Raw genomic sequence first — 24,147 nt, forward strand, 5'->3', positions numbered from 1 at the left:
ACGCTTCATGTTGAGACATGAAAAAGCCCGGCGCAATCTGCACCGGGCCCACATTCATTCCAGAATTGCGATCAGCGTACGATGCGCACGATCGTTCCGGTTTCCGCGTCAACCAAGACCGGCAGGTTGTTCACGCTGAGATAGCGCAGACCTTCTTGCGGCACCTCGTAGGTTGTAATCTCTTGCGGGACAATCGCACCGCGCACGACCTCGCCTTCCAGATAGACCGTATCGACCGGATTTTCAGCGATGTAGGTCACTGTTTCTTCGGTCGGGTCGGCCAATTCGGACCCCAGAATCGATCCTGCCATACCGCTGGCAACGATCGCGCCCACGGGACCGCCAAAGGCAAACGCCGTCAACGCCCCAACAGTACCCACCACGGCAGCCGATGCAGCCTGATCGGCTTCGGTCGGTTCCGTTGTTTCGGTCTGCTGGATGACGACGATTTCCGTGGCGTCGCCGCTCAGGTTGACCAATGGTACGGCTTCGGATTCTTCGGCAACATACAGATACTGGCCGGACGCCCAACCCATCACTTCGCCAGATGAAATCTTGCACCAGCTGATATCTTCAAGGCAGCCATCAACGGTGACCTCTGCGCCCTCTTCCAGCACACCTGCAATTTCACCGAACGGGCTGGGCACATCGCGAACGTTCAGTTCCGTTGCCGCATTCGCCATTGTCTGCGCATAGACAGGGGCGGCTGCAATCAGTGCACCGACCGAAACAGCGATCATTGTTTTCATGGACATCATTATCCTCGACACCGGTCAACGGAACCGACAATCGGTCCCGACCAATAAACCGGTCTTCCTGCAGACTGAATGCGCGTGTTCGTCGCGCCATTCCACGTCTATTAAAACCGGCGGCGCCAGTCAGCCGATCCGAAACCGCGAACTGGCAGCTTTCTGGCGGGGTACAATATTCCTGGGAACCAAATTCAAAGTCGGGGCAGATGAGACAAGCCCTGACGCGACCCCCGCACGACCTGGCACGGTCGCGCGGGGATGACGTTTTAAGCGATGATCTTTGCGGTGATTTCGACCAGACGCTTTGCCTGATGGGCGATGGATTTCTTTTGCACATCCGTCAGGGCATCGCCGCCAAATGTCGAGAATCCATAAGGATTGCCGCCGTCTTCGAATTTGATGGCATCGGTGTAACCGGGAACCACCGGGATCGCGCCCCAGTGCATCGCGACGTGGTACAGATTCATCAGCGCGTTTTCGACGCCGCCATTGACGTTTTGCGCCGATGTTGTTGCCGTCATCGTCTTGTTCGCCAACGCACCAGAGCCCCACAGACCGCCCATCGTGTCGATGAACGCGCGGACCTGGCTGGACTGACCGCCGAACCGGACAGGACCGGAAAAGAACAGGCCGTCGGCCCATTCGACATCGTCGGGCGTCGCCTGCGGGATATCAGCGACACGGTCCTGTTGCGCCTTCCAGCCTTCTTGGCTGTCGATCACGGATTGCGGCGCGGTTTCGGGAATCTTGAGCAGGCGCACATCCGCACCAGCCGCTTCGGCAGCGGCTTTGGCTTCCAATGCGACGGAATGGTTCTTACCGTAGGTGGAATAGAACAGAATTGCGATCTTTGGCGATGCCATCGGTTTGGCCTTTCAGGACAATTTGCGTTGTGCGTTGATTTAACCCACAACCTGCCCGCCGCAAGCCGCGCCCATGAACAGCGTCAGAGCGAATCCGCACAATCAGCCGTTATCCCGCCAATGGTTCGCAATCGGATACCGACGATCCAACCAGAACGCCCGGCTAGATAGCCGTGTACCGGGCGCGGACTGAAACCTTTTGTATTCGCTGATGTAAATCAGATGCTCGATCTTTTTGACCGTCTCTCGGTCGTGGCCTGCCGCGACGCAATCCGCGACGGATTGTTCTTCGTCCACAAGCCGGAACAGGATATCGTCCAGTACCGGATACGGCGGCAGACTGTCTTCGTCCCGCTGGTCGGGCCGCAGTTCGGCGCTGGGGGGTTTTTCGATGATCTGGACTGGCACGACCGCACCCGCAGGCGCCATCATCCAAGGCCGGTGATGCGCGTTGCGCCAACGGCAAATGTCAAACACCCGTGTTTTGTACAAATCCTTGATCGGGTTGTAACCGCCCGACATGTCGCCATAGATCGTGGCATATCCAACCGCGACTTCTGACTTGTTGCCGGTTGTCAGCAGCATTTCCCCGAATTTGTTGGACTGCGCCATCAACAACAGACCGCGCAGGCGTGATTGGATGTTTTCTTCTGTCAGGTCGGGGTCCAACCCATCGAAAAGATGCGCCAGCGCGCCGTCCACGGCACGCACCGGGTCCTTGATGCTGACGGTATCCAGCTTGCAGCCCAGTGCAGCCGCGCAGGCCGCCGCATCGTCGAGCGACGACTGAGAGGTATATTCCGACGGCAGCATGACGCAGCGCACGTTGTCCGGGCCCAGCGCATCAGCGGCAATCGTCGCTACGATCGCACTGTCCACACCACCCGACAGGCCCAAAAGTACCTTTTTGAATCCGGTTTTGCGGCAATAATCGCGCAACGACAGCACCATCGCGTGATAATCCTGTTCCAGACTATCCGGCAGGATTGCCTTGTCTGCCGCCACAGCCCGCCACCCGTTGTCGGTGCGTTCCAGATCGACATGGGCGATCGCATCCTGAAACACCGGTAGTTGTACAGCCAGCGCACCACCGGGGTTCAACACAAAAGAGCCGCCGTCAAAAACCTGATCGTCCTGACCGCCCAGCATGTTCAGATAAATCAGCGGGACGTCGTTTTCGATGACACGGGCGACCATGTTGTTCAGTCTCACGTCGAATTTGCCGCGGAAATACGGGCTACCGTTCGGGACCAGCAGCACCTCTGCCCCGCTTTCGACCTGCGCCTCTGCGACATCCGGATACCATGCGTCTTCGCAGATCGGTGTGCCGATGCGTGGGCCAGTCGTGGCGAACGGTCCTTGGATCTGGCCACGGTTGAACAACCGCACTTCGTCAAAGACGTTGTAATTAGGCAGGAAATGTTTGTCCGCCCGTCCCGCGATTTCCCCACCTTTCAGCATGTAATAACTGTTGTGCAAACGCACGCCTTCCATGCCCGGCCCACCGATGGCCAGCGCAGGCCCGTCAGCACAGCGCAGCGCCAGCGCCTTGATCGCGTCAATCGCCGCCAGAATAAAACCGGCGCGCCGGATCATGTCTTGCGTCTGATAGCCCGTGATGAACATTTCCGGCAGCGCAACCAGATCGGCGCCCGCCGCCTTACCCTGTTGCCAAGCGTCAAAGGCCAGCGCGGCATTGCCGTCCAGATCACCGACGGTCGGGTTGAGCTGCGCCAGTGTGATGCGATAGTTTTCGGACATGCGGCCTCTCTGATTTGTGACGGAAATAGCAGAATTGCCGCAAAGGGAAACCCGCCGAGGTGCGCCCTGCCCCGTTGTCACCTTGCAGCGCATTCTTTAGGCTGCACGCAAAAGTAATGGGGACACCATGACGCGTATTGCCACCGCTGCCTTGATGATGCTGGCCCTGACGGGTGCCGCGACCGCCCAATCGGTCGAAACAAAGCAATACGACGACGGCGGCGTGTACGAAGGTGCGTTTCTTGACGGCAAACAGCATGGTCAGGGCACCTACCGTTTGCCGAACGGATACGAATATTCCGGCGAATGGGTGCAGGGCGAAATCGCAGGCACCGGGCGCGCCGTCTTTCCCAACGGCGCGGTCTACGAAGGCACCTTTGCGGCCGGAAAACCCGATGGCACCGGCAAGATCGCATTCGCCGACGGCGGCACATACGAAGGCGATTGGCAGGACGGGAACATCACCGGGCGCGGCATTGCCACCTATGCCAACGGCGTCGTTTACGAAGGCGAATTCCGCAACGCGATGCACCACGGCACAGGCAAGATGCAAAGCCCCGAAGGCTATGAATACAGTGGTGAATGGATCAATGGCGTCAAGGAAGGCACCGGTCAGATCACATATGCCGACGGTGCCACATATCAGGGCGAACTGACCGCAGGCGAACGTCACGGCACCGGCACGCTGACCATACCAGAGGGCCTGACCTATTCCGGCACATGGGTCGACGGCCAAATCGAAGGTCAAGGTAAACTGGTGCAGGCCAACGGCGACATCTACGAAGGTGACCTGATCGGCGGCAAGCGCGAAGGTCAGGGCACTGTCACCTATGCCAACGGCGACACCTACCAAGGCGGATTTGTCGATGACAAGCGCCACGGCACAGGCACATTTGTCGGCACCGATGGCTACCAGTATTCGGGCGATTGGGTCGCAGGCCAGATCGATGGCAACGGAGAAGTCGTATATCCCGACGGTGCTGTCTACGTCGGCAGCTTTTCGGCTGATCTGGCAGACGGCGCCGGTCGCATCACATACGCCGATGGTTCATCTTACGAAGGCGAATGGACCAACGGGGTGATCGACGGGTCAGGTACCGCGACCTATGCCAACGGCATGGTCTACGAAGGCGAATTCAAAGACGCCAAAAACCACGGCCAAGGCACGATGACCTATCCCGATGGCTACACCTATTCCGGCGGCTGGACCGATGGTCAGCGTGATGGCACGGGCACCGCGACATATGCCGATGGCACCGTCTACGAGGGCGAATTCAAGGCCGGTCAGCGCCACGGCACCGGGACGATCACGCTGCCGGACGGATTCATCTATGCAGGCGAATGGGTCGACGGCGAAATGTCCGGCACCGGCATCGCCACCTATGCCAACGGCGACGTCTACGAAGGCAGTTTTGTACGGGGCCGTCGTCAAGGGCCGGGCACAATGCGATATGCCACCGGGCAGGAAAGCGCGGGCGAATGGGCGGATGGCGCGATCCTCGTTCCCGCAGATGACGACGACGCGTCAACAGCAGGGACCGCATCTGATGAAAGTGTCGCCCCCGAAACACCGGACGCACCTGCCGACTGATCCGATCCGTGTCCGATGGTTGTCTTGGCTTTCCAGCGCACCCATGTGGTGTGAAATCAGTTCGAAAGCAGGCGCAATGCAGTATTCCATCCTAGACCTTGCCACCGTGACCGAAGGCCAGACCCCCACGCAGGCGATCGGCAACACGGTCGCACTGGCACAGCACGCAGAATCCCTTGGCTACAATCGCTATTGGCTGGCAGAACACCACAACATGGCCGGGATCGCATCTGCCGCGACATCTGTGTTGATCGGGCATGTTGCGGGGCAGACCGCGCGGATTCGCGTCGGTGCGGGTGGCGTGATGCTGCCGAACCACGCGCCGCTTGCGATTGCAGAACAATTCGGCACGCTGGACGCGCTTTATCCCGGTCGTATTGACCTTGGGCTGGGGCGCGCACCGGGCGGCGATCACGCCGTTATGCGGGCCATGCGTGCCGGTGCTCGTGGTGACAGTTTCCCGCAGGATGTGGTGGAACTGATGGGCTATCTGGACGATCCCGATCCCGCAGCGGCGGTGCAGGCGCACCCCGGTCAGGGCAGCCATGTGCCGGTCTGGATGCTGGGCTCGTCCCTGTTCGGCGCGCAACTCGCCGCCTATCTCGGCCTGCCCTACGCGTTTGCCAGCCATTTCGCACCGGACGCACTGGACGATGCAATCGCCACCTATCGCAGCCAGTTCCGCCCGTCCAAGCATCTGGACAAGCCGTATTTCATGTTGGCCGTCAACGTCTTTGCCGCTGATACCGATACGCAGGCGGCTTTTCTGCGCACCTCACAGCAACAGGCCTTTGCCCGGTTGCGCAGTGGCCAACCCGGCAAACTGCCGCCCCCCGTGCAGGACATCGACGGCACCATCGGCGCAGGTGTGCGGCAAGCCGTCGATCACGCGTTGCGGGTCACGGCTGTGGGGTCACAGGCAACCGTGCGCGGACAGTTGGCCGACATGATCGCGCGTTACACGCCCGACGAGGTAATCCTGACCGGCCAGATGTTCGATCAGGATGCACGGCACCGTTCCTTCACCCTCGCGGCAGAGGTGCTGTCCGATTTGCCAATGGCGGCCTAATAGCCCGCCGCGCGGTCGACGATATTCAGGGCGGGTTCGCCTGCTTGCACGCGGCGAATGTTGTCTGCCACCACCTGCGACGCGCTGACCGGCCGCGTCGTCGATGCGATATGCGGCGTGACCAGCACGTGTGGATGCGTCCAGAACGGATGATCGACAGGCAGTGGTTCCTGCCGGAATACATCCAGTGTCGCACCGCCGATCTGGCCAGTGCCCAGCGCTGCAAGCAGGGCGTCATCGTCGATCAATGGCCCACGTCCGGGGTTCACGATGAATGCACCGGGGGCCAGCAGCGCCAGACGATCTGCATTCAGCGTGTTTTCGGTCTGCGGGGTCAACGGCAACAACAGCACGATAATCTGTGCGTCACGCAGCGCCATCGTCAATCCATCATCCCCCGACAGACAGCGGATACCACTGATTTCTTTCGCTGACCGGGACCAGCCCGTCACGGGAAAGCCAAGCTGTGACAGTGCCTTGCCGCAGGCTTCACCCAAGGCGCCCAGACCCAGAATGGTCACCGGTCGATCCTTGGCCAATGGCGGATAGGTGCTGTTGCGCCAGACGCCGTCTTGTCCTGCGATATGCAGGTCCATTCCCAGATGATGCCGCATGGTATGGCCCACGACCCATTCCACCATACCTTGCGTCAGTGCCGGATCGACCATGCGCGCCAAGGGCTGTGTCAACGTCGTATTGCCGACGATGGTTTCGACCCCCGCCCACAGTCCCATCACCAGTTTTGTATTCACATACGGCGTGAAATCGGACACCGGGCCGTTAGGCGCAAAAACGATGTAATCGACATCCGCGGGTGCATGGTCACGCGCCAGGTCAACCGACAGGCCCGCGGCGGCAAATGCATCACGCAGCGGGTCACGATATTCGTCCCACAGATCCGGGCGGGCTGAAAACAGAACCCGTATCATCGCGGTTTATGCACATGCGCAGATTGAACCAGCCCAAAGGCCACCAGCAGCACCAGCATCGCAGACCCGCCATAACTGACCAAGGGCAGCGGCACACCGACCACCGGCGCCAGCCCCGTGACCATCGCAATGTTGACCGCGAAAAACAAAAAGAATGTCATGGCGATCCCCATCGTCAGGAGTGCCGAAAACCTGTCCTTGTTGGTCATCGCTGATGCGACACAGAACACAATGATCAGCATGTACAACGTCAGCAAACCGACCGCGCCAATGAATCCAAATTCTTCTGCCAATGTGGTGAAAATAAAATCGGTGTGTTTTTCCGGCAGGAAATCCAGACTGCTTTGGGTGCCCTGCATGTAACCCCGCCCGGTAACGCCACCAGACCCCAACGCGATCTTGGCTTGTGTGATATGGTAGCCAGCCCCCAGCGGATCATTGGCCGGATCAAGAAACGTGTCGATCCGTCGGTATTGATAATCCTTCAGCAATTGCCAAGCCGTACCGCGCGATTGCATCACCGCGAAGATTGTCCCGACGCCCACCGCAAACACGGTTGCAAAATACGCCCAGTGAACCCCGGCGATGAACATCACGGTCGCCCCGCCGAACAAAAGCAGCAACGCCGTGCCCAGATCGGGTTGCCCCAGAACCAGCGCCGTCGGAAACACGATGATGACAACAGGCAAAGCAACCCACAACGGATGCGATGTCTTGTTCGTCGGCAGCCAGTCGTAATAGGCCGCCAGAAACATCACCAGCGTGATCTTGGTCAGCTCTGACGGTTGCAGACGGATGAACCCCAGATCGATCCAGCGTTGCGCACCCATGCCAACCGATCCAAAGAATTCGACCGCCAGCAGCAAAATCACGGACACCCCGAATGCCAGCCCCGCCATGTTCCGCCAGAACCAGATCGGCACCATGCCAACCCCGATCATCAGGACCATGCCCAGCGCAAAGCGTTTCACCTGCGGTTCCATCCAAGGCGACGCGGACCCGCCGGCCACAGAATACAGCATAAGGAACCCCGCCGCTGACACAGCGCAGATCAAGGCGATGACCGGCCAGTTCAGATAGATCAGCTTGCGAATACCGGTGGGGACATATTTCGCATTGTTCGTCAGATAGCTCATGCTGGCGCGCTACCTCTGTTGATCTTTGAAATGCGTTCCGCGATCCGCTTTTGCTGCTCTTCGATGCGGTTGCGGTCCGCGCTTGGATAGGCATCAAGCGGCGGTGTGCCGTCATACAGCGCCTGCAACATGATATCACGGGCGATCGGCGCGGCGGCTGTCGATCCACCACCGCCGTGTTCCACCACGACCGCAACGGCATAACGCGGGTTTTCAACGGGCGCATAGCTGACAAAAAGCGCGTGATCGCGCCGCTCCCACGGCAGATCTTCGTTGCGGGTCACGCCGCGCGCGCGTTCTTCGGCGGTGATACGGCGGACCTGGCTTGTTCCGGTCTTGCCCGCCATTTCCATACCCGCCGCCACGATCAATGCACGGCGGGCGGTGCCGCGCGGATGGTTGACGACGGCTTCCATCGACTGGCGGGTGCGGCGCAGCCAGTTCTCATTGATCGGCAGCACGTCACCTAGCCCGGTGGGTTGCTCTACGCCATTGATCGATTTGATCAACCGTGGTGTCACATAGCGCCCGGTTGCGATCCGGGCGGTCATCACGGCCAGTTGCATCGGGGATGCCAGAACATAACCCTGCCCGATGGACGCGTTGACCGTGTCCCCCACGCGCCAGGTTTCGCCCCTTACATCGCGTTTCCACGCTTTATCGGGTGCCAGCCCTTCGGCCACGGCGGACAGTGGCAGATCATAACGTGTGCTTAGCCCAAGAATTCGTGCCATTTCAGCCATCTTGTCGATACCGACGCGCTGGCAGATTTCATAATAATAGCAATCGCAGGACTGCTTCAGGCTTTCGTGAAAGTTTATGTTGCCGTGGCCCCCCGATTTCCAGCAGTGGAACCGGGTCCCGGACACCGTGGTGTAACCGGGACAATACACCGTTTCCTCTGGCCCGATGACCCCGGCTTCCAATGCGGCCAGGGCCGTCACCATCTTGAACGTCGATCCCGGCGGATAGGTGCCCTGTACCGCCTTGGCGGCCAGTGGACGGTACTTGTTTTCGTTCAGATCGGTCCAATCCTTGACAGAAATACCGCGCACGAACAGGTTCGGATCGAACGACGGGGCAGATGCGACGGCGCGCAGGTCGCCCGTTTCCAGATCGATCACCACCGCGCCCGCGCTTTCACCATCCATCCGCGCCTGCGCATAGGATTGCAGCCGTTCATCCAGCCCAAGCTGCACGTCCTTGCCGGGCTCGCCTTCCTGACGGTCCAGTTCTCGCATAACGCGGCCAAGTGCGTTGACTTCGATCCGCTTTGTGCCCGCGCTGCCCCGCAGCATGCTTTCCAGCTTGTTTTCCACACCGGTCTTGCCAATCTGGAATTTCGGAATTTGCAGCAATGGATCCTTATCGTCGATCCGGCTTAGATCGTAATCGCTGACCGGGCCGACGTAGCCGACGACATGCCCCACATCGGCGCCATAGGGATAGAGCCGCGACAAACCGACCTCTGCCGTGATCCCGGGCAAGGCCGGCGCGTTCACATTGATCGCGGCGACATCCTGCCAAGACAGGCGGTCCGCGATGATCACGGGCACAAAAGGCGACCGGCGCAACATTTCTTCCTTGGCCCGGGCGATGACCTCTGGCGCCAGCGGCACGACTTGCACCAGACGGTTCAGCACCTCGTCCACGTCACCCGCTTCTTCGCGGACAATAACGACGCGGTAATTCTGCTCGTTTTCCGCCAAAGGAATGCCGTTTCGATCAAAGATCAGCCCACGGGCCGGTGGCAGCAGCCGGATATTGATGCGATTTTCTTCAGCCAGAAGGCGAAATTGATCCGCCTGTTCGACCTGCATGGACTGAAGCCGCCACCCCAGACCGCCGGCAATCGCAAGCTGGGCCGCACCCACGATCAGCGCGCGACGACTGACCGTGCGACTGCTGAGCTCGATGTCCTTTGGGCCTTTTTTCATAACTTGTGTCCAAAGCTGTCGACCTGCCCGGGCGCGGGGCGTGATAGGCCAAAAAAGAATTGCGCAATCAGCACAACAATCGGATATGCCGCCATCGTCATCAGCATCTGCATCAGCGTCAGGCCCAGTGGCGCCTGCGGCACAAGCGTGACCGTCAGCACCAGCCGGTAGCCGAGGGTAATCGCCAATATGCCCAAGGATACCGTAGCCCATTCCAACAACAAAGGCACGTTTCGCAAACCTTTTGACCGTTTGCGCAGCATTTCGCTGAGGATACAGACGAAAGCAGCCCACAGTCCCGGCGGGCGCTGAAACAAAAGATCCGCCAAAAGAAAAACGGCGATCACCACCCCGACCTGCAAATATTCCGGTCGGCGGGCGGCATAGGCCAGCGTGACGACAAGCAAGAAATCCGGCCCCGCGATTTGCGCCGGGATCGCCCCAAGCGGCAAAAGCTGCACAAACATGATCGCGGCAGCCAGACCCAGATATTTAAGCCGACCGCCCCAGATCCGCGATGTTGGCGTTTCAGCCATCGGCATCTTGTTGCAGGCTGACGGGCATCGGTGGCCCAAATTGATTGGGCACCGTGGCCAGCAGGCGGCCGGGGTCGTTTATTTTTTCGTTCGGTCGCGCCCGCAAAATCCGCAGGAATTCCAACCGTTCATAATCCGCAGACAACCGGACGCGCAGTCTGCGGTCACTGCCCAGCGCCACCTGCCCGACCAGCAGGTCGGCAGGAAATACGCCACCGTCGCCTGAACTGATGACGCGGTCGCCTGGCCGCACCGCGTCAGAGGATTCCAGAAACTCGATCGGCGGGTTCAGCGTGTTGTCACCCGCTAGAATGGCGCGCTGGCCAGATGGCTGGATTGTAACAGGTATGCGGCTGGAGGTATCCGTCAACAAGATCACCCGACTGGTCTGTTTCCCCGTGCCGCTGATCCGCCCGACCAATCCGATCCCGTCCATCGCAGGCCAGCCATCCACAATCCCGTCCCGCTTGCCCACATTCAGAAGCACAGATTGCCGAAACGGCGATCCGCTGTCGGCCATCACGACGCCAGTGATATAGGTCAGTTGTGGGTCAAGCCGGACATTGTTCAAATCCAGAAGTCGGGCGTTTTCCTGTTCCAGTTGCAGGGCGGCTTCTTTCCAGGCTTTCATCTGCTGCAATTCGCGTCGCAGATCGGCGTTCTGTTCGGACAAAGCCTGATAGCTGCGAAAATCACTGACCATGCCGATCATGCCAGTCACCGGGGTCATCGCCCAGTCGAAATTCGGCACGACACTGTCGATGACGGCCATCCGGAACCGTTCCACACGGGGGCTATCAATCCGCCAGACAAGGAAGATTCCCAACAACAAAACCACCCACACCGCCACCAAAAGGCGGCGAAGCGGTTTTGTATAATCATCAGTATTGCGGTCGCGGGCCAATGCAGCTTCCGGTCATGTTTGATCAGCTATCGTAGTCTATCACATGCCGAAGCTGTTTTTCATACTCAAGCGCCTTACCGGTGCCCAGGGCCACACAATTCAGTGACTCGTCCGCCACGGAAACCGCAAGACCCGTCTGTTCACGCAACGCCAGATCAAGCTGGCCCAGCAACGCACCACCACCGGTCAACATCACGCCCCGGTCGACGATATCCGCCGCCAGATCCGGCGGGGTCGCTTCCAGTGCGGTCATCACGGCCTCGCAGATTTGCTGGACAGGTTCGGCCAGTGCTTCTGCAACCTGCGCCTGACTGATTTCGGTTTCCTTGGGAACGCCGTTCAGCAAATCGCGGCCCCGGATGTGCATGGATGCCCCGCGCCCATCATCGGGCATCCGGGCCGTACCGATGCTGGTCTTGATCCGTTCGGCGGTGGATTCACCAATCAGCAGGTTATGCTGACGCCGCAGGTAATTGATAATGGCTTCGTCCATCCGGTCGCCGCCAACCCGCACGGACCGCGCATACACGATGTCGCCCAGCGACAGCACGGCAACTTCGGTCGTGCCCCCACCGATATCGACAACCATGTTGCCGGTCGGATCGGTGATCGGCATGCCTGCCCCGATGGCTGCGGCGATTGGTTCTGCAATCAGGCCCGCCCGACGTGCACCGGCGGACAGCACGGATTGGCGGATCGCGCGCTTTTCAACCGGCGTGGCGCCGTGGGGCACACAAACGATGATCTTGGGCTTTGAAAACGTGGACCGCTTGGCAACCTTGCGGATGAAATATTTGATCATCTCTTCGGCAGTGTCGAAATCCGCGATGACGCCGTCGCGCATCGGGCGGATCGCTTCGATGCTGCCAGGGGTGCGGCCCAACATCAGTTTCGCGTCCTCACCGACGGCCAGCACTTTTTTCACGCCGTCCTTGACGTGATAGGCCACGACCGACGGTTCAGACAGCACGATCCCGCGGCCCTTAACGTAGACAAGCGTGTTAGCTGTGCCAAGGTCGATGGCCATGTCGGATGAAAACAAATTGTGCCAAAATGCCATTTGCGGGCCTTCCCCAAAATCTTGCAAGCCGTGCCGCCCGCTGATCCGGACTAAAGCCTTATAGGACTGCGCTACAGGGGTTGAAACCCCTTCTGCGCGACCGCAAAGCGCATTCCCGCCAACTGCACTAATCGAACATTCTACGGCGTAGAAATCGGGCAGACTTCGGCTCAATCCTGTCCAAATCGAACAATTGTCAAATTATGGCTGTCAGGGGTCGTCCGGGGACAGCACGACGATGTGCGACCGAATCAATCAGGACCGGCGCGCCTGACCGGGCGCGCCGGGAACCAGTCATTCGCCCGCGTCGCGGTAGTTGACTGATTTGCGGTCGAAATTCACAGCCGTTTTCTCGCGTCGCACGATCAGGCGGTTGAGCGCGTTGATATAGGCCTTTGTGCTGGCCACGACCGTGTCCGTGTCGGCGGACTGCCCGGTCGCAATGCGCCCGTCTTCTTCCAGCCGGACCGAAACCGTGGCCTGCGCGTCGGTGCCTTCGGTCACGGCATTGACCTGATACAGCTGCAAACGTCCTTCGTGCGCGAACAACGCTTTGACCGCATTAAACGCGGAATCCACCGGGCCGTCGCCGGTCGTTTCAACCGACTGATCCGCCCCGTCGATATTCAGCGTCATTTCGCAGGTCTGCGGTCCCATCGTACCACAGACAACTCGCATCGACACCAGCTTGATCCGGTCTTCTTCGGCGTTATTCTGGCGCATCAAGGCAATCAGATCGTCCTCGAACACCTCTTTCTTGCGGTCGGCCAGTTCCTTGAACCGGACAAATACATCCGACAGCTGGTTATCGGCCAGTTCATACCCAAGGTCGGCCAGCTTTGAGCGCAATGCGGCGCGCCCCGAATGCTTGCCCATCACAAGCGAGGTTTCCGACAGTCCCACATCGGTTGGCCGCATGATTTCAAAGGTTTCGGCGTTTTTCAGCATCCCATCCTGATGGATGCCGGATTCGTGGGCAAAGGCATTCTTGCCGACGATGGCCTTGTTGAACTGCACCGGAAAGCCGGACACCGTGGCGACCCGGCGCGAAATGCCCATGATCTTGGTGGTATCCACACCAGTGCTGAACGGCATGATGTCCTGCCGTACCTTCATGGCCATGACGACTTCTTCCAGTGCGGTATTGCCAGCGCGTTCGCCCAGACCGTTGATCGTGCATTCGATCTGGCGCGCACCACCTTCGACAGCGGCAAGACTGTTGGCCGTCGCCATGCCCAGATCGTTGTGACAATGCGTGGCAAAGACCACTTCGTCCGCGCCGTCCACTTCGGCGATCAGACGACGGATCAGATCGGCGGATTCGACCGGTGCGGTGTAGCCCACGGTGTCGGGAATGTTGATCGTGGTGGCCCCGGCCTTGATCGCGATATCGACGGTACGTTTAAGGAATTCCCATTCCGTGCGCGTCGCATCCATCGACGACCATTGCACGTTGTCGCACAGGTTGCGCGCATGGGTCACACAATCGTGGATACGTTCGGCCATCTGGTCCATGTCCAGATTGGGGATCGCCCGGTGCAGCGGCGACGTGCCGATGAACGTGTGAATGCGCGGCTGTGCTGCGTGTTTGACCGCGTCCCAGCAGCGGTCGATGTCTTTGAAATTCGCGCGCGACAGTCCGCAGATCACACTGTTTTTCGACAGCCGTGCAATGTCGGACACGGCGGCAAAATCGCCTTCGGATGCGATGGGAAAACCGGCTTCGATGATATCGACGCCCATGTCGTCCAGCATGGCTGCGATTTCAAGTTTCTCGGCGTGGGTCATGGTCGCACCGGGGGATTGTTCTCCGTCACGAAGCGTGGTGTCAAAAATATAGACGCGGTCGGTCATAGGTCTGGTCCTGAACGTAAATCTGGAAAAAGGTTCGGCGCTGCGTCGGTCCGAGCGGTCGCGCCGACAGGCACGCTCAGACGTGGTTCAGGCGTAGGGCACGCAGTCGCAGACCAAAGATGGCCGATGCTGTGATATGATCTCGTGCGCTCATGCGCCGCACTATAACCGCTGTGTCCAGCATGAAAAGGGCGTTTTGCCATCCTGGCGTGCTCAATACGGCTTCTGGACGGGTTTTTGGCGGTAGAAGAGAGTTGGATCGCGCCGTACCCTGTCCTAGATCAACGCAAATGAAACAAACTTTGATCGTGACAGGTGCGGCGTCCGGGATCGGACGCGGAATTGCAAAAGATTATGCCAGACGCGGCTGGCGCGTCTTTGGGCTGGATGTGGACCCGGTTGAACTGGACGGCGTCACTGGCATGACCTGCGATATCGGGGACGAAAACGCAGTCGCGCGCGCCTTTGCCGCCATCGACGCCTGCGACCTGCTGGTCAACAACGCAGGTATCGCAGACCCGCACCGCAGCCCGGTCGAGGATCTGTCGTTGGCCGATTGGCGCCGGGTCACAGACAGCCACCTGACCGGCGCGTTCCTGATGACCCGGGCCGCCGTGCCGTTCCTGCGCCAATCAAAGGGCGCGATCATCAACATGGCGTCCACCCGTGCCACCATGTCAGAACCCCATTCCGAAGCCTATGCCGCCAGCAAGGGTGGCATCATCGCGCTGACCCACGCGCTGGCCTTATCGCTGGGGCCAGACGTGCGCGTCAACGCCATCGCCCCCGGTTGGATCGTGACCGACGGCTGGGACGATTTGCGCGACATCGACCACGCCCAGCATCCCGCCGGACGTGCAGGCACCGTCGCGGATATTGTCGCAACTGTTGATTGGCTCGCGCAGGCGGCATTCGTGACCGGACAGGTCGTCACCGTCGACGGTGGCATGACAAGGAAAATGATTTATGCCGAATAATGCACTGGTGATCGGCGCGTCGGGTGGCATCGGGTCCGCCATCGTCGCTGAATTGCGGACGCGGGGCGATCGCGTCACAACCCTGTCGCGCCGCAACGACGGGTTTGATGTAACAGACCCCGCATCGGTCGCCACCGCGCTGGATAGCATCGACGGAACGTTCGATCTGATCTTTGTGGCGGTCGGCATTCTGGGTACGCCCGAAAAAAAGCTGACCGAAATCGACGCGGGTGCCATGGCGCACCTGATGGCCGTCAATGCCATTGGTCCCGCGCTGATCATGCGCCATGCCGCTCGTCTGCTGCCGCGCGACCGCCCATCGGTCTGTGCCGTTCTGTCGGCGCGGGTGGGGTCGATCGGGGATAACCGCGTCGGCGGCTGGTATTCCTATCGCGCATCAAAGGCCGCGCTGAACCAGATCGTGCATGGTGCGGCCATCGAACTGGGCCGCACGCACAAGCAATCAACCGTTGTGGCGCTGCACCCCGGCACGGTGGAAACGCCGTTTACCGCAGCCTACGCCGGTCACAACAAGACTGTGGCGCCCGATACCGCCGCAGCGAACCTGCTATCCGTCATCGACGCGGTTGGGCCAGGCGACTCGGGCGGATTTTTCGATTACGCCCACGAAAGGATCGTGTGGTGAGACTCGTTCTGGTGCTGGGCGATCAGCTTTCGCCCGACTTGTCGGCCCTGCAGAAAGCCGACAAGGCCACCGATGTCGTCGTCATGGCAGAAGTCGCGGACGAAGCGAATTATGTCCCCCATCACCCCAAGAAAATCGCGTTCCTGTTCGCCGCCATGCGAAAGTTCGCCAATCAGCTAAGTGATGATGGCTGGACTGTCGATTATACGCGACTGGGGGACGGTTCGGATTCCATCTGCGGCGCTCTGCTGGCTGCGACGACGCGACATGGTGCCGATCATGTGCTGGCCACGGAACCCGGCGAATGGCGCCTGATCGACGCCCTCCGGCATTGCCCGGTGTCCGTCACCCAACTGCCAGACACGCGGTTCATCGCGTCGCACGCCGAATTCGAGGCATGGGCCGACGGACGCAAGACGCTGCGCATGGAATATTTCTACCGCGACATGCGGCGCAAAACCGGCCTTATGATGGATGGCGACAGCCCTGCTGGCGGACAGTGGAACTACGACGCTGAAAACCGCAAACCACCGCCCGGTGGCATCGACTACGCCGGGCCGATGCGTTTCACACCCGATGACACCGTCGAAGATGTGCTGACGCTGGTCGAAAAACGTTTCGGCAACAGTTTCGGCGATCTGCGCCCGTTCTGGTTCGCCACCGACCGGGGCCAAGCGCGTCAGCATCTGGCGCATTGGATCGCAAATGGGTTGCCGCACTTCGGGACCTATCAGGACGCGATGATGGATGACGAAAGGTTCATGTATCACGCCATTGTCGGGCTTTACGTCAACGCAGGCCTATTGAACCCACTCGAAGTCTGCCGCGCCGTCGAACAGGCATGGCAGGACGGTGACGTGCCGATCAATGCCGCCGAAGGTTTCATCCGCCAGATCATCGGCTGGCGCGAATACGTGCGCGGTATCTATTTCCGCGAGGGGCCGGATTACGTCAAAAATAACGCTTTGAACCATACCCGCAATCTGCCCGGCATGTTCTGGGGCGACGATACGAAAATGCGCTGCATGTCACGGTGCGTGGAACAGACCAGACAAGAGGCATATGCCCACCATATCCAACGTCTGATGGTCACCGGTAACTTTGCCCTGTTGGCCGGGATTGCCCCCTATCAGGTGCATGAATGGTACCTGCGCGTGTACGCCGACGCCTATGAATGGGTCGAGGCACCCAATGTCATCGGTATGAGCCAGTTCGCCGACGGCGGGATCATCGCCAGCAAACCCTATGTCAGTTCGGGAAACTATATTCACAAGATGTCCGACTATTGCGGACACTGCGAATATTCCGTCACGACGAAAACCGGCGACGGGGCCTGCCCGTTCAACCTGCTTTACTGGCATTTCATGGACAGACACCGTGACACATTCGAAGCAAACCCACGCATCGGGCGCATCTACGGCACATGGGACCGTATGGACGACGGCAAAAAGCAGACGATTTTGAACGAAGCACAGGATTTTCTGGACCGCATGGACGCAGGCGAGAAGGTTTAGCGCAGTTTTGGCGGTTTGGTGGGGTCCGCACCGGGGGCCATCGGCACCTCTGGCGTGTTGCGGGCGATGCGTGGCAGATCAAACCGCAGGCCGACGCGTTCCAGTCGGCGGGCCATTTCAGCGCCTGCTTCGACAAAAATCACATCCATGACACCGGCGTCGATCCCTGAAAACGTCAATGCCTCTCCGGCGGCGTGGGCAAGGGCGGCGTGGGCACTGTCGTCGGCCCCGACGAAGCCCAGCACATGGCCCTTTGCACCGTCGGCGTAATCGGCCGCCACCAGGTATGCCGTTTCAGCCAGTCCAGCGGTTTTCGACAGCTTGCGGTCCAATGCATCCAGCACCGCATCCGGCAACGCGGTCGGGCGGTTGATCCCAACCAGACGGGCCTGCGTTTCTTCGGGGGCATGGTCCAGCGTGCCGGCAAGCCAATCGACACCGTCCGCCGGGATCAGCATGGCTGACGGCGCGACCCGCAAATTCAACGCAAGCCCCGCGCCCTGCCCCGCCATCATCTGCACCAGCGCCCGCCCCGGAAGCCCCGCATAGGGTGCGACGCGTTCGGTGAACCGTGTCAGACGGTCTTCGGTATCGAAGATCAGCGCAAAATCGGCACCGTCGATCTGGATCGTGGTGGGACGGACACTGTCACCATCGGGCTCCGCGTCCAGCAGAACAAAGATATCAGCATCGCACAGGTCTTCGTAGAACCGCAAACGCAAGGTGTCGTCCTGCGGTGCAGCTTCCATCGCGGCGTGCGCGGTATCCAGTGTCGTTTCAGTCATTGCAGCACCTCTTGCACGCGCGCCCGCAGGACAGGCAGCAATTCGTCGGAAAACCATTGGTTCCGGTTCAGCCATCCGGTATTGCGCCATGACGGATGTGGCAAGGGGAAGACCCGCGGCGCATGGTCCTTCCAGCCAGCAACACGCTGCGTGACGGGCACGCGCCCGCCCAGATGCCAGCCTTGGGCATAAGCGCCGATCAGCAGGGTCAACGGTATGTCGCCAATTGCGGCCATCGCCGCATCGCGCCATGTCGCGGCACAGACCCGCGGGGGCGGCAGATCCGACCCTTTTGCGTCATAACCCGGAAAGCAAAACGCCATTGGCACGATCGCCACCCGGTCGCGGTCGTAAAACGCGTCTTTGGTGATCCCCATCCATTCGCGCAGCCGATCGCCTGATCGGTCCCAGAACGGTGTCTGCGCCTCGTGCACCCGCGCGCCGGGGGCTTGCGACGCGATCAGGATACGGGGCGGCCCGTTGAACCAGACCACGGGCCGCGGCTGATGTCGGGTTGCTGTCGCAGCAAAGCGGTCGGCGCAGATACGGCAGGCGGCGATGTCGTCTTGGATCGGCATAGGCTTGATCTAGGCTCACAGGACGTTTTGCACAGGGACCATGTGCATAGTCATGGTTTTGTAATTGTTGCTAAGATGCCTGTCTTTGACCACAATTTGCGGGCATAAATACAGAAATATCGGACCACGTGACGGCGCGTTAAGCTTCTTTCGTCATGCAGGGATCGAGGACGGCACGTCGAAAGCGGGCAGAAGATGTTGGAATTCAATGCGGTCAGCAAGTCCTTTTGGACGGGCACCAAGCGCAAGGTCATTCTTGACCGTGCGTCTTTCCGTGTTGAATTGGGCAACTCGCTAGGCATTCTGGCACCCAACGGCACCGGTAAGACGACCTTGATCAACATGATGGCAGGTCTGGAAAAACCGGATGAAGGCACGATCAGCCGTGGCTGCCGCATTTCGTTCCCGCTGGGATTTATGGGCGGGGTCGTCAACCGTCACACCGGGCGCGAAAATGTCCGCTACATTGCCCGGCTTTACGGTTTGGACCCCGACTATATCGAAGCGTTCTGCCGCTGGCTGTGTGGAATTGCCGAATATTTTGACATGCCGGTCGGCACCTACAGCGCGGGCATGCGGGCGCGACTGACATTTTCGCTGATGCTGGCGCTTGATTTCGACATCTACCTGATCGACGAAGGCATGCCATCCACTACGGACATGGAATTCAACCGCAAGGCGGGCGAAATCCTGCGTGAACGTCTGGAAAAGACGACCGTGATCATCGTATCGCATCAGGCACAGACGCTTGAACGTTTCGCCCGGTCCGCCGCAGTGCTGCGGGACGGCAAAATTCATATGTTCGACACTCTTGAAGAGGCCAAGCAGCTTTATGACTACGAAGCCGACAGTTAAAAAATTCAGGGTGCGCAAGCCCCAGTCCGATGCTGGCGCAAGCGCCCCGGTGCGCGCCGCAGAAACGCCACTGGCATCGGACACGCCCCCGCCGCCGAGCCCACAGCCGCCGCAGCCAACCCCACAGCCGCCGCAGCCGTCGGACATCGCCGATCAGGACGCGGCCCCGAACGTGAATATCGATGCCATCCGCCAAGAAGGCCTGACAGGCCGACAATTGCGGATGGCGCGCAGGGTCGCACAAAAGCAGGGGCTGGCCGTCACGTCGGATTTCGATGCTGTGCGCCAGCTCCGTTTGGCCGGTGTTGATCCCTTTCAGCGATCAACCGTGCTGGAACTGGTGACACCGGAAAATCCGACCGGTCAGCCCGCAGCAGCGGCACCCGGCAGCCAGACGCTGGGGGCCATTCAGCCGGTCCCGCAGGACCGTGTCCAGCTTCCCCAGACGCGCCCGCAGGGTCACCAGCTGCAATCGACCCAAACGGCCGACCCCACCGCACGGCGCAACCATGAAATCATGCAGATTCAGCGTGACATGGCGCGGCGGCGGCGGCTGAAGGCTGCCTTGATGATGGTCCGGCTTTGCATCTTTGTGCTGATCCCGACAGCCATCGTGGGTTATTACTATTACAACATTGCCACGCCGATGTTTGCGACCGATTCCGAATTCGTTATCCAGCAGGCGGAACCCGCCAGCGCCGCGGGTGGTCTGGGAGGCATGTTCCAGGGCACGTCGATGGCGACCCAGCAAGACAGCATCACGGTGCAGTCCTATCTTCAATCGCGTGCCGCCATGGTGCGACTGGACGAAGACCACGATTTCAAGGCGCATTTCAGTCAGGATTGGATCGACCCGATCCAGCGCCTGCCCGAAGACGCGACCAACGAAGCCGCCTATGGTGTCTATCAGGACATGGTCAAGATCAGTTACGATCCGACCGAAGGCATCCTGCGGATGAAGGTCATCGCCGCCACGCCAGAGGTCAGTCAGGAATTTTCCAACGCCCTGATCGAATACGCCGAAGAACAGGTCGACCAGCTGACCCAGCGCCTGCGCGAAGATCAGATGGCCGGTGCGCGCGAAAGCTATGTCTCTGCCGAAGCGGCGCGATCCGCCGCTTTGCAGGACTGGCTTGGCATTCAGGAACAGGTGCAACAGATCGACCCGATCGGTGAAACTGCAGCCCGGACCCAACAGATCAGCGCGCTGGAATCCGAACGCCAGCGCCTGACGCTGTCATTGCAGGAACGCCTGTCGGTCCGCACCCCGAACCAGGCACAGGTCAACGCAATCGAAAGCCAGATCAGCAACATCGAAACGCTGATCAGTGATCTGCGACAGCAGATGACGACAGCAAACGCGCAGGGCACCAGCCTTGCGGCGCGGAACACCGAACTGCGTCTGGCCGAAGAAAACTATACCTTTCAGACCGTTCTGGCCCAGCAGGCACTGACCCAAATGGAAACTGCACGGGTCGAAGCCAACCGGCAGGTTCGGTATCTTTCCATGGGCGTGGAACCCGTCGCTCCCGACGAAGCCACCTATCCAAAGGCGTTCGAAAACACGATTTTGGCTTTCTTGATCTTCTCCGGGATCTACCTGATGGTGTCGATCACCGCCTCTATCCTTCGTGAACAGGTTACAAGCTGATGCATGACGTCTCTATCGGGAACCTGACGGTTTCCAACGATCGCCCCCTTCTGGTCATTGCCGGCCCCTGCCAGCTGGAAGGCACGGATCATGCCCTGATGATCGCGGAACAGATGGCGCAGGCTTGCGCATCCGCAGGCGCGCAGTTCATTTTCAAGGGCAGCTACGACAAGGCGAACCGCACCTCGCTGGGCGGCAAGCGCGGCCTTGGTCTGGACGAAGGCTTGTCCGTGCTACAGGCCGTCAAGGACAAGATCGGTTGCCCGGTCCTGACCGACATTCACGGCCCCGACCAATGTGCGACGGTCGCACAGGTCGTCGATGTGATGCAAATACCCGCATTTTTGTGCCGCCAGACTGACCTGCTGCTGGCTGCCGGTGAAACCGGTGCCGTCATCAACGTGAAAAAGGGACAGTTTCTCGCACCTTGGGACATGCCCAACGTGATCGACAAGATTGAAAGCACCGGCAACCGGCGCATCCTGCTGACAGAACGCGGATCGTCCTTTGGCTACAATACGCTGGTGGCGGATATGCGGTCATTGCCGACCATGGCGCGCACCGGATACCCCGTCGTCATGGATGCCACCCATTCGGTTCAGCAGCCCGGCGGTCAGGGTGGCAGTTCGGGCGGGCAACGCGAATTCGCCCCCGTGATGGCGCGCGCCGCCGTCAGTCTGGGAATCGCGGCCGTTTTCATCGAAACGCACGAAACGCCCGATAGCGCGCCGTCGGACGGGCCAAATATGATACCACTGGACCGGATGCCCGCGTTGGTCAAAAGCCTGATGGACTTCGACCGTCTTGCCAAAGCGGACCCCCTGCGGGTGTAATCATCGCCGGGTCCATATTTCGCAAACCTGACCATGCATAAAGGGCATATATGCGCGCGATCCTGATCATCCTGCTGTTGTGCCTTCCGGTATCCCTGTCGGCGCAGGACGATGCAGCCCCGATTGCGACAGAAACCTCTGTCGATAGCGACAGCGCAATTCAGCAGCGGATCAGCGACATCATGAACGTGCTGGGCGGGTACGAGGCCGTCGACATCGCCGTGCAAGAAGGCGTGGTCACCCTGACGGGCGAAGTCCTGACGCCGCAGGATCAGGCCGCGTTGACTGACCTTGCAGGACGCGTCGAAGGCGTGATCGCAGTCCGAAATAATACGATTGAAACAACCGATCTGGATGCACGGCTTACCCCTGCCCTTGACCGGTTCCGAACGCGAACCGCGCAACTGATTGCAAATATCCCGCTGTTGGGAATCAGCCTGATTATCTTTAGCGTCATCGTCTGGGCAGGGTTTCTGCTGGCACGGCTTCAACAACCGCTGAACCGCATCGCGCCGAATGCCTTTATTGCCGAAATCATGCGACAGGTGATCCGGCTTGTCTTTGTCATTCTGGGGCTTGTGGTGGCACTTGATATTCTGGGGGCGACGGCACTGCTGGGCACGATCCTTGGGGCCGCCGGGATCATTGGTCTGGCACTTGGTTTCGCGGTCAAGGACACGGTCGAAAACTTTATCGCGTCCATCATGCTGTCGATCCGGCAACCGTTTGCGCCGAACGATTTTGTCGAAATCAATGGCGATCTGGGCACGGTCATTCGCTTGACCAGCCGCGCAACGATCCTGTTGTCACCCGATGGCAATCACATTCGCATTCCCAACGCGACCGTGTTCAGTTCGCGCGTCGTGAATTTCACCCAGAACCGGGAAAGACGGTTCGTGTTCGCGATCAGCGTCAGCCGCGCGTGTGACCTTGCCGCCGCACGCAGCCTGATCGAACGCACTGTGCAGGCCCTGCCCTTTGTGCTGGATACACCAAAGGCGGACGTCTGGATCGACACGCTGGAATCGGGCGGGGTCGTCATGCAGGCCGCAGGATGGATCGATCAAACCCAAAGCTCGCTGCTTCTCGCCAAAGGCGAAGCGATCCGCCACGTCAAGCGCACTCTGGAAGACAACGGATTTACCATTCCCGACAATGTGCAGCCGATCAGCCTGTCGCGCAGCCCGCAAAACACTCCGGTGGAGCCGACCAAAGAAAGCGATCAGGTGGCCAAGGTTTCACCCGATCAGGAACAGGCGGTCAGCAACATGATTAAGGCCGAGCGCGACCGCCCCGACGTCACCGATCTGCTGCGGACAGATGGTCAAAAAGAATAGCGAAAATGCGCAAACCGGGGCTTGAACGCCCCGGCGGTTCATCGTATCCCACGCCTCGCTGATGGGGTGTAGCCAAGCGGTAAGGCATCGGTTTTTGGTACCGTGTATCGTAGGTTCGAATCCTACCACCCCAGCCAGCGACCTCTGAAAGCACTGTTAGATCAGAGCCTCAATGTTTTCCTCTGAGGAGAGCTGAGGCAGTGGTTACACAAATGTTGACACGTATGGTAACACATGACCTTTCGTATTGCAGTTGAGACTTCAGTCGGCAGACCTTTTCGCGGTGAGCCAGATTCGAGGTCACGATACACAGCATTCCTTACTTGACGCACAGACGCGGCATCTTCTTCTTTCGGAGGCGCGTGCCGGATTTGTCCACGGGTTTGTCCCCAGTGATGCTTTCCTTGGGGACGACAGACAGGCTGTCGGCCTTTAGATTATGCATGCGACTGACCGCACACATGGACCGCATGCTCGACGCTGATACGCATATCGACCTGCCCGACGCAGACGTACAATCCTTCTTTCAGGCTGAACTGCGTCGGCGCACCGCATGAATGGTTGCACTGGCCCCCGCTC

At 59.8% G+C, this 24,147-nt stretch carries 22 protein-coding genes and 1 tRNA gene; 11 read left to right on the plus strand and 12 right to left on the minus strand.

The window, feature by feature from the left end; translation table 11 throughout:
• Positions 1-71 precede the first annotated feature (71 nt).
• The 3 genes from GZH79_RS17330 to GZH79_RS17340 all read right to left on the minus strand — a co-directional run bounded on the left by GZH79_RS17330 (position 72) and on the right by GZH79_RS17340 (position 3,376).
• Positions 72-755: a DUF1236 domain-containing protein gene (locus GZH79_RS17330; protein WP_211644997.1), complete on the minus strand. Its 684-nt coding sequence runs from the start codon at positions 753-755 to the stop codon at positions 72-74.
• A 263-nt stretch (positions 756-1,018) separates the two neighbouring features.
• On the minus strand, positions 1,019-1,615 hold the full coding sequence (locus GZH79_RS17335) for an NAD(P)H-dependent oxidoreductase (RefSeq protein ID WP_211644998.1): 597 nt from the start codon (positions 1,613-1,615) through the stop codon (positions 1,019-1,021).
• A 102-nt stretch (positions 1,616-1,717) separates the two neighbouring features.
• Positions 1,718-3,376 (minus strand): NAD+ synthase, encoded by a 1,659-nt coding sequence (locus GZH79_RS17340; RefSeq protein ID WP_211644999.1) that lies wholly within the window; start codon positions 3,374-3,376, stop codon positions 1,718-1,720.
• Between the two features lie 127 nt (positions 3,377-3,503).
• Here GZH79_RS17340 and GZH79_RS17345 point away from each other — a divergent pair, with 127 nt between their 5' ends.
• Both GZH79_RS17345 and GZH79_RS17350 read left to right on the plus strand, forming a co-directional pair.
• Entirely contained in the window at positions 3,504-4,967 is a 1,464-nt protein-coding gene (locus GZH79_RS17345; protein WP_211645000.1) for a 2-isopropylmalate synthase, read from the plus strand.
• Between the two features lie 76 nt (positions 4,968-5,043).
• Positions 5,044-6,036 carry an LLM class flavin-dependent oxidoreductase gene (locus GZH79_RS17350; RefSeq protein WP_211645001.1) on the plus strand — a complete coding sequence of 331 codons (993 nt, stop codon included), beginning with the start codon at positions 5,044-5,046 and terminating at the stop codon, positions 6,034-6,036.
• Here the strand turns inward: GZH79_RS17350 and GZH79_RS17355 are convergent.
• The 7 genes from GZH79_RS17355 to GZH79_RS17385 all read right to left on the minus strand — a co-directional run bounded on the left by GZH79_RS17355 (position 6,033) and on the right by GZH79_RS17385 (position 14,392).
• Positions 6,033-6,965 (minus strand): glyoxylate/hydroxypyruvate reductase A, encoded by a 933-nt coding sequence (locus tag GZH79_RS17355; protein WP_211645002.1) that lies wholly within the window; start codon positions 6,963-6,965, stop codon positions 6,033-6,035. The genes GZH79_RS17350 and GZH79_RS17355 overlap by 4 nt on opposite strands.
• Entirely contained in the window at positions 6,962-8,101 is a 1,140-nt protein-coding gene (gene rodA, locus GZH79_RS17360; protein ID WP_211645003.1) for a rod shape-determining protein RodA, read from the minus strand. Before rodA ends, GZH79_RS17355 begins: the two co-directional genes overlap by 4 nt.
• Positions 8,098-10,038: a penicillin-binding protein 2 gene (gene mrdA, locus GZH79_RS17365; protein WP_211645004.1), complete on the minus strand. Its 1,941-nt coding sequence runs from the start codon at positions 10,036-10,038 to the stop codon at positions 8,098-8,100. Before mrdA ends, rodA begins: the two co-directional genes overlap by 4 nt.
• Positions 10,035-10,574: a rod shape-determining protein MreD gene (locus GZH79_RS17370; RefSeq protein ID WP_211645005.1), complete on the minus strand. Its 540-nt coding sequence runs from the start codon at positions 10,572-10,574 to the stop codon at positions 10,035-10,037. Before GZH79_RS17370 ends, mrdA begins: the two co-directional genes overlap by 4 nt.
• Positions 10,567-11,478, minus strand: coding sequence for a rod shape-determining protein MreC (mreC, locus tag GZH79_RS17375; protein WP_211645006.1), 912 nt, complete (start codon positions 11,476-11,478; stop codon positions 10,567-10,569). Before mreC ends, GZH79_RS17370 begins: the two co-directional genes overlap by 8 nt.
• Positions 11,479-11,500: 22 nt before the next feature.
• Positions 11,501-12,538, minus strand: coding sequence for a rod shape-determining protein (locus GZH79_RS17380; protein ID WP_211645007.1), 1,038 nt, complete (start codon positions 12,536-12,538; stop codon positions 11,501-11,503).
• Positions 12,539-12,832: 294 nt separating this feature from the next.
• A complete protein-coding gene (locus GZH79_RS17385) occupies positions 12,833-14,392 on the minus strand; it encodes a 2-isopropylmalate synthase (protein ID WP_211645008.1) in 1,560 nt (519 codons plus the stop codon).
• A gap of 290 nt (positions 14,393-14,682) precedes the next feature.
• Between GZH79_RS17385 and GZH79_RS17390 the strand changes: the two genes are divergently transcribed.
• The 3 genes from GZH79_RS17390 to GZH79_RS17400 are packed head-to-tail and all read left to right on the plus strand — an operon-like array spanning position 14,683 to position 17,529.
• Complete coding sequence (locus GZH79_RS17390) at positions 14,683-15,369, plus strand: SDR family oxidoreductase (RefSeq protein ID WP_211645009.1); 687 nt, start codon at positions 14,683-14,685, stop codon at positions 15,367-15,369.
• Positions 15,359-16,015 (plus strand): SDR family NAD(P)-dependent oxidoreductase, encoded by a 657-nt coding sequence (locus GZH79_RS17395; RefSeq protein WP_211645010.1) that lies wholly within the window; start codon positions 15,359-15,361, stop codon positions 16,013-16,015. Before GZH79_RS17390 ends, GZH79_RS17395 begins: the two co-directional genes overlap by 11 nt.
• Positions 16,009-17,529, plus strand: a complete 1,521-nt coding sequence (locus GZH79_RS17400) for a cryptochrome/photolyase family protein (RefSeq protein WP_211645011.1) — start codon at positions 16,009-16,011, stop codon at positions 17,527-17,529. Before GZH79_RS17395 ends, GZH79_RS17400 begins: the two co-directional genes overlap by 7 nt.
• Here GZH79_RS17400 and GZH79_RS17405 read toward each other — a convergent pair.
• Complete coding sequence (locus tag GZH79_RS17405; RefSeq protein ID WP_211645012.1) at positions 17,526-18,314, minus strand: SseB family protein; 789 nt, start codon at positions 18,312-18,314, stop codon at positions 17,526-17,528. The two genes, GZH79_RS17400 and GZH79_RS17405, sit on opposite strands and share 4 nt — an antisense overlap.
• Entirely contained in the window at positions 18,311-18,892 is a 582-nt protein-coding gene (locus GZH79_RS17410) for a uracil-DNA glycosylase family protein (RefSeq protein WP_211645013.1), read from the minus strand. Before GZH79_RS17410 ends, GZH79_RS17405 begins: the two co-directional genes overlap by 4 nt.
• 195 nt (positions 18,893-19,087) lie before the next feature.
• Here GZH79_RS17410 and GZH79_RS17415 point away from each other — a divergent pair, with 195 nt between their 5' ends.
• The 6 genes from GZH79_RS17415 to GZH79_RS19365 all read left to right on the plus strand — a co-directional run bounded on the left by GZH79_RS17415 (position 19,088) and on the right by GZH79_RS19365 (position 24,125).
• A complete protein-coding gene (locus GZH79_RS17415; protein WP_211645014.1) occupies positions 19,088-19,747 on the plus strand; it encodes an ATP-binding cassette domain-containing protein in 660 nt (219 codons plus the stop codon).
• The gene (locus GZH79_RS17420; protein ID WP_211645015.1) at positions 19,725-21,398 is read left to right on the plus strand and encodes a capsule biosynthesis protein; all 1,674 of its coding nucleotides are present in this window, start codon (positions 19,725-19,727) and stop codon (positions 21,396-21,398) included. Before GZH79_RS17415 ends, GZH79_RS17420 begins: the two co-directional genes overlap by 23 nt.
• Positions 21,398-22,231 carry a 3-deoxy-8-phosphooctulonate synthase gene (kdsA, locus tag GZH79_RS17425; RefSeq protein WP_211645016.1) on the plus strand — a complete coding sequence of 278 codons (834 nt, stop codon included), beginning with the start codon at positions 21,398-21,400 and terminating at the stop codon, positions 22,229-22,231. Before GZH79_RS17420 ends, kdsA begins: the two co-directional genes overlap by 1 nt.
• 50 nt (positions 22,232-22,281) lie before the next feature.
• Positions 22,282-23,568, plus strand: coding sequence for a mechanosensitive ion channel domain-containing protein (locus tag GZH79_RS17430; protein ID WP_211645017.1), 1,287 nt, complete (start codon positions 22,282-22,284; stop codon positions 23,566-23,568).
• A 62-nt stretch (positions 23,569-23,630) separates the two neighbouring features.
• Positions 23,631-23,705: transfer RNA gene (locus GZH79_RS17435), tRNA-Gln, on the plus strand.
• A gap of 186 nt (positions 23,706-23,891) precedes the next feature.
• Positions 23,892-24,125 (plus strand): DUF6538 domain-containing protein, encoded by a 234-nt coding sequence (locus GZH79_RS19365; protein ID WP_349291229.1) that lies wholly within the window; start codon positions 23,892-23,894, stop codon positions 24,123-24,125.
• The last annotated feature ends 22 nt before the right edge of the window (positions 24,126-24,147 follow it).

It is taken from the genome of Loktanella sp. SALINAS62, assembly GCF_018263905.1.
GTDB lineage: Bacteria > Pseudomonadota > Alphaproteobacteria > Rhodobacterales > Rhodobacteraceae > Loktanella.

Coding starts and splice junctions, on each gene's coding strand:
- GZH79_RS17330 (WP_211644997.1), bottom strand. CDS start 755: ATGTCCATGAAAACAATGATCGCTGTTTCGGTCGGTGCACTGATTGCA.
- GZH79_RS17335 (WP_211644998.1), bottom strand. CDS start 1,615: ATGGCATCGCCAAAGATCGCAATTCTGTTCTATTCCACCTACGGTAAG.
- GZH79_RS17340 (WP_211644999.1), bottom strand. CDS start 3,376: ATGTCCGAAAACTATCGCATCACACTGGCGCAGCTCAACCCGACCGTC.
- GZH79_RS17345 (WP_211645000.1), top strand. CDS start 3,504: ATGACGCGTATTGCCACCGCTGCCTTGATGATGCTGGCCCTGACGGGT.
- GZH79_RS17350 (WP_211645001.1), top strand. CDS start 5,044: ATGCAGTATTCCATCCTAGACCTTGCCACCGTGACCGAAGGCCAGACC.
- GZH79_RS17355 (WP_211645002.1), bottom strand. CDS start 6,965: ATGATACGGGTTCTGTTTTCAGCCCGCCCGGATCTGTGGGACGAATAT.
- rodA (WP_211645003.1), bottom strand. CDS start 8,101: ATGAGCTATCTGACGAACAATGCGAAATATGTCCCCACCGGTATTCGC.
- mrdA (WP_211645004.1), bottom strand. CDS start 10,038: ATGAAAAAAGGCCCAAAGGACATCGAGCTCAGCAGTCGCACGGTCAGT.
- GZH79_RS17370 (WP_211645005.1), bottom strand. CDS start 10,574: ATGGCTGAAACGCCAACATCGCGGATCTGGGGCGGTCGGCTTAAATAT.
- GZH79_RS17380 (WP_211645007.1), bottom strand. CDS start 12,538: ATGGCATTTTGGCACAATTTGTTTTCATCCGACATGGCCATCGACCTT.
- GZH79_RS17385 (WP_211645008.1), bottom strand. CDS start 14,392: ATGACCGACCGCGTCTATATTTTTGACACCACGCTTCGTGACGGAGAA.
- GZH79_RS17390 (WP_211645009.1), top strand. CDS start 14,683: ATGAAACAAACTTTGATCGTGACAGGTGCGGCGTCCGGGATCGGACGC.
- GZH79_RS17395 (WP_211645010.1), top strand. CDS start 15,359: ATGCCGAATAATGCACTGGTGATCGGCGCGTCGGGTGGCATCGGGTCC.
- GZH79_RS17405 (WP_211645012.1), bottom strand. CDS start 18,314: ATGACTGAAACGACACTGGATACCGCGCACGCCGCGATGGAAGCTGCA.
- GZH79_RS17410 (WP_211645013.1), bottom strand. CDS start 18,892: ATGCCGATCCAAGACGACATCGCCGCCTGCCGTATCTGCGCCGACCGC.
- GZH79_RS17415 (WP_211645014.1), top strand. CDS start 19,088: ATGTTGGAATTCAATGCGGTCAGCAAGTCCTTTTGGACGGGCACCAAG.
- GZH79_RS17420 (WP_211645015.1), top strand. CDS start 19,725: ATGACTACGAAGCCGACAGTTAAAAAATTCAGGGTGCGCAAGCCCCAG.
- kdsA (WP_211645016.1), top strand. CDS start 21,398: ATGCATGACGTCTCTATCGGGAACCTGACGGTTTCCAACGATCGCCCC.
- GZH79_RS17430 (WP_211645017.1), top strand. CDS start 22,282: ATGCGCGCGATCCTGATCATCCTGCTGTTGTGCCTTCCGGTATCCCTG.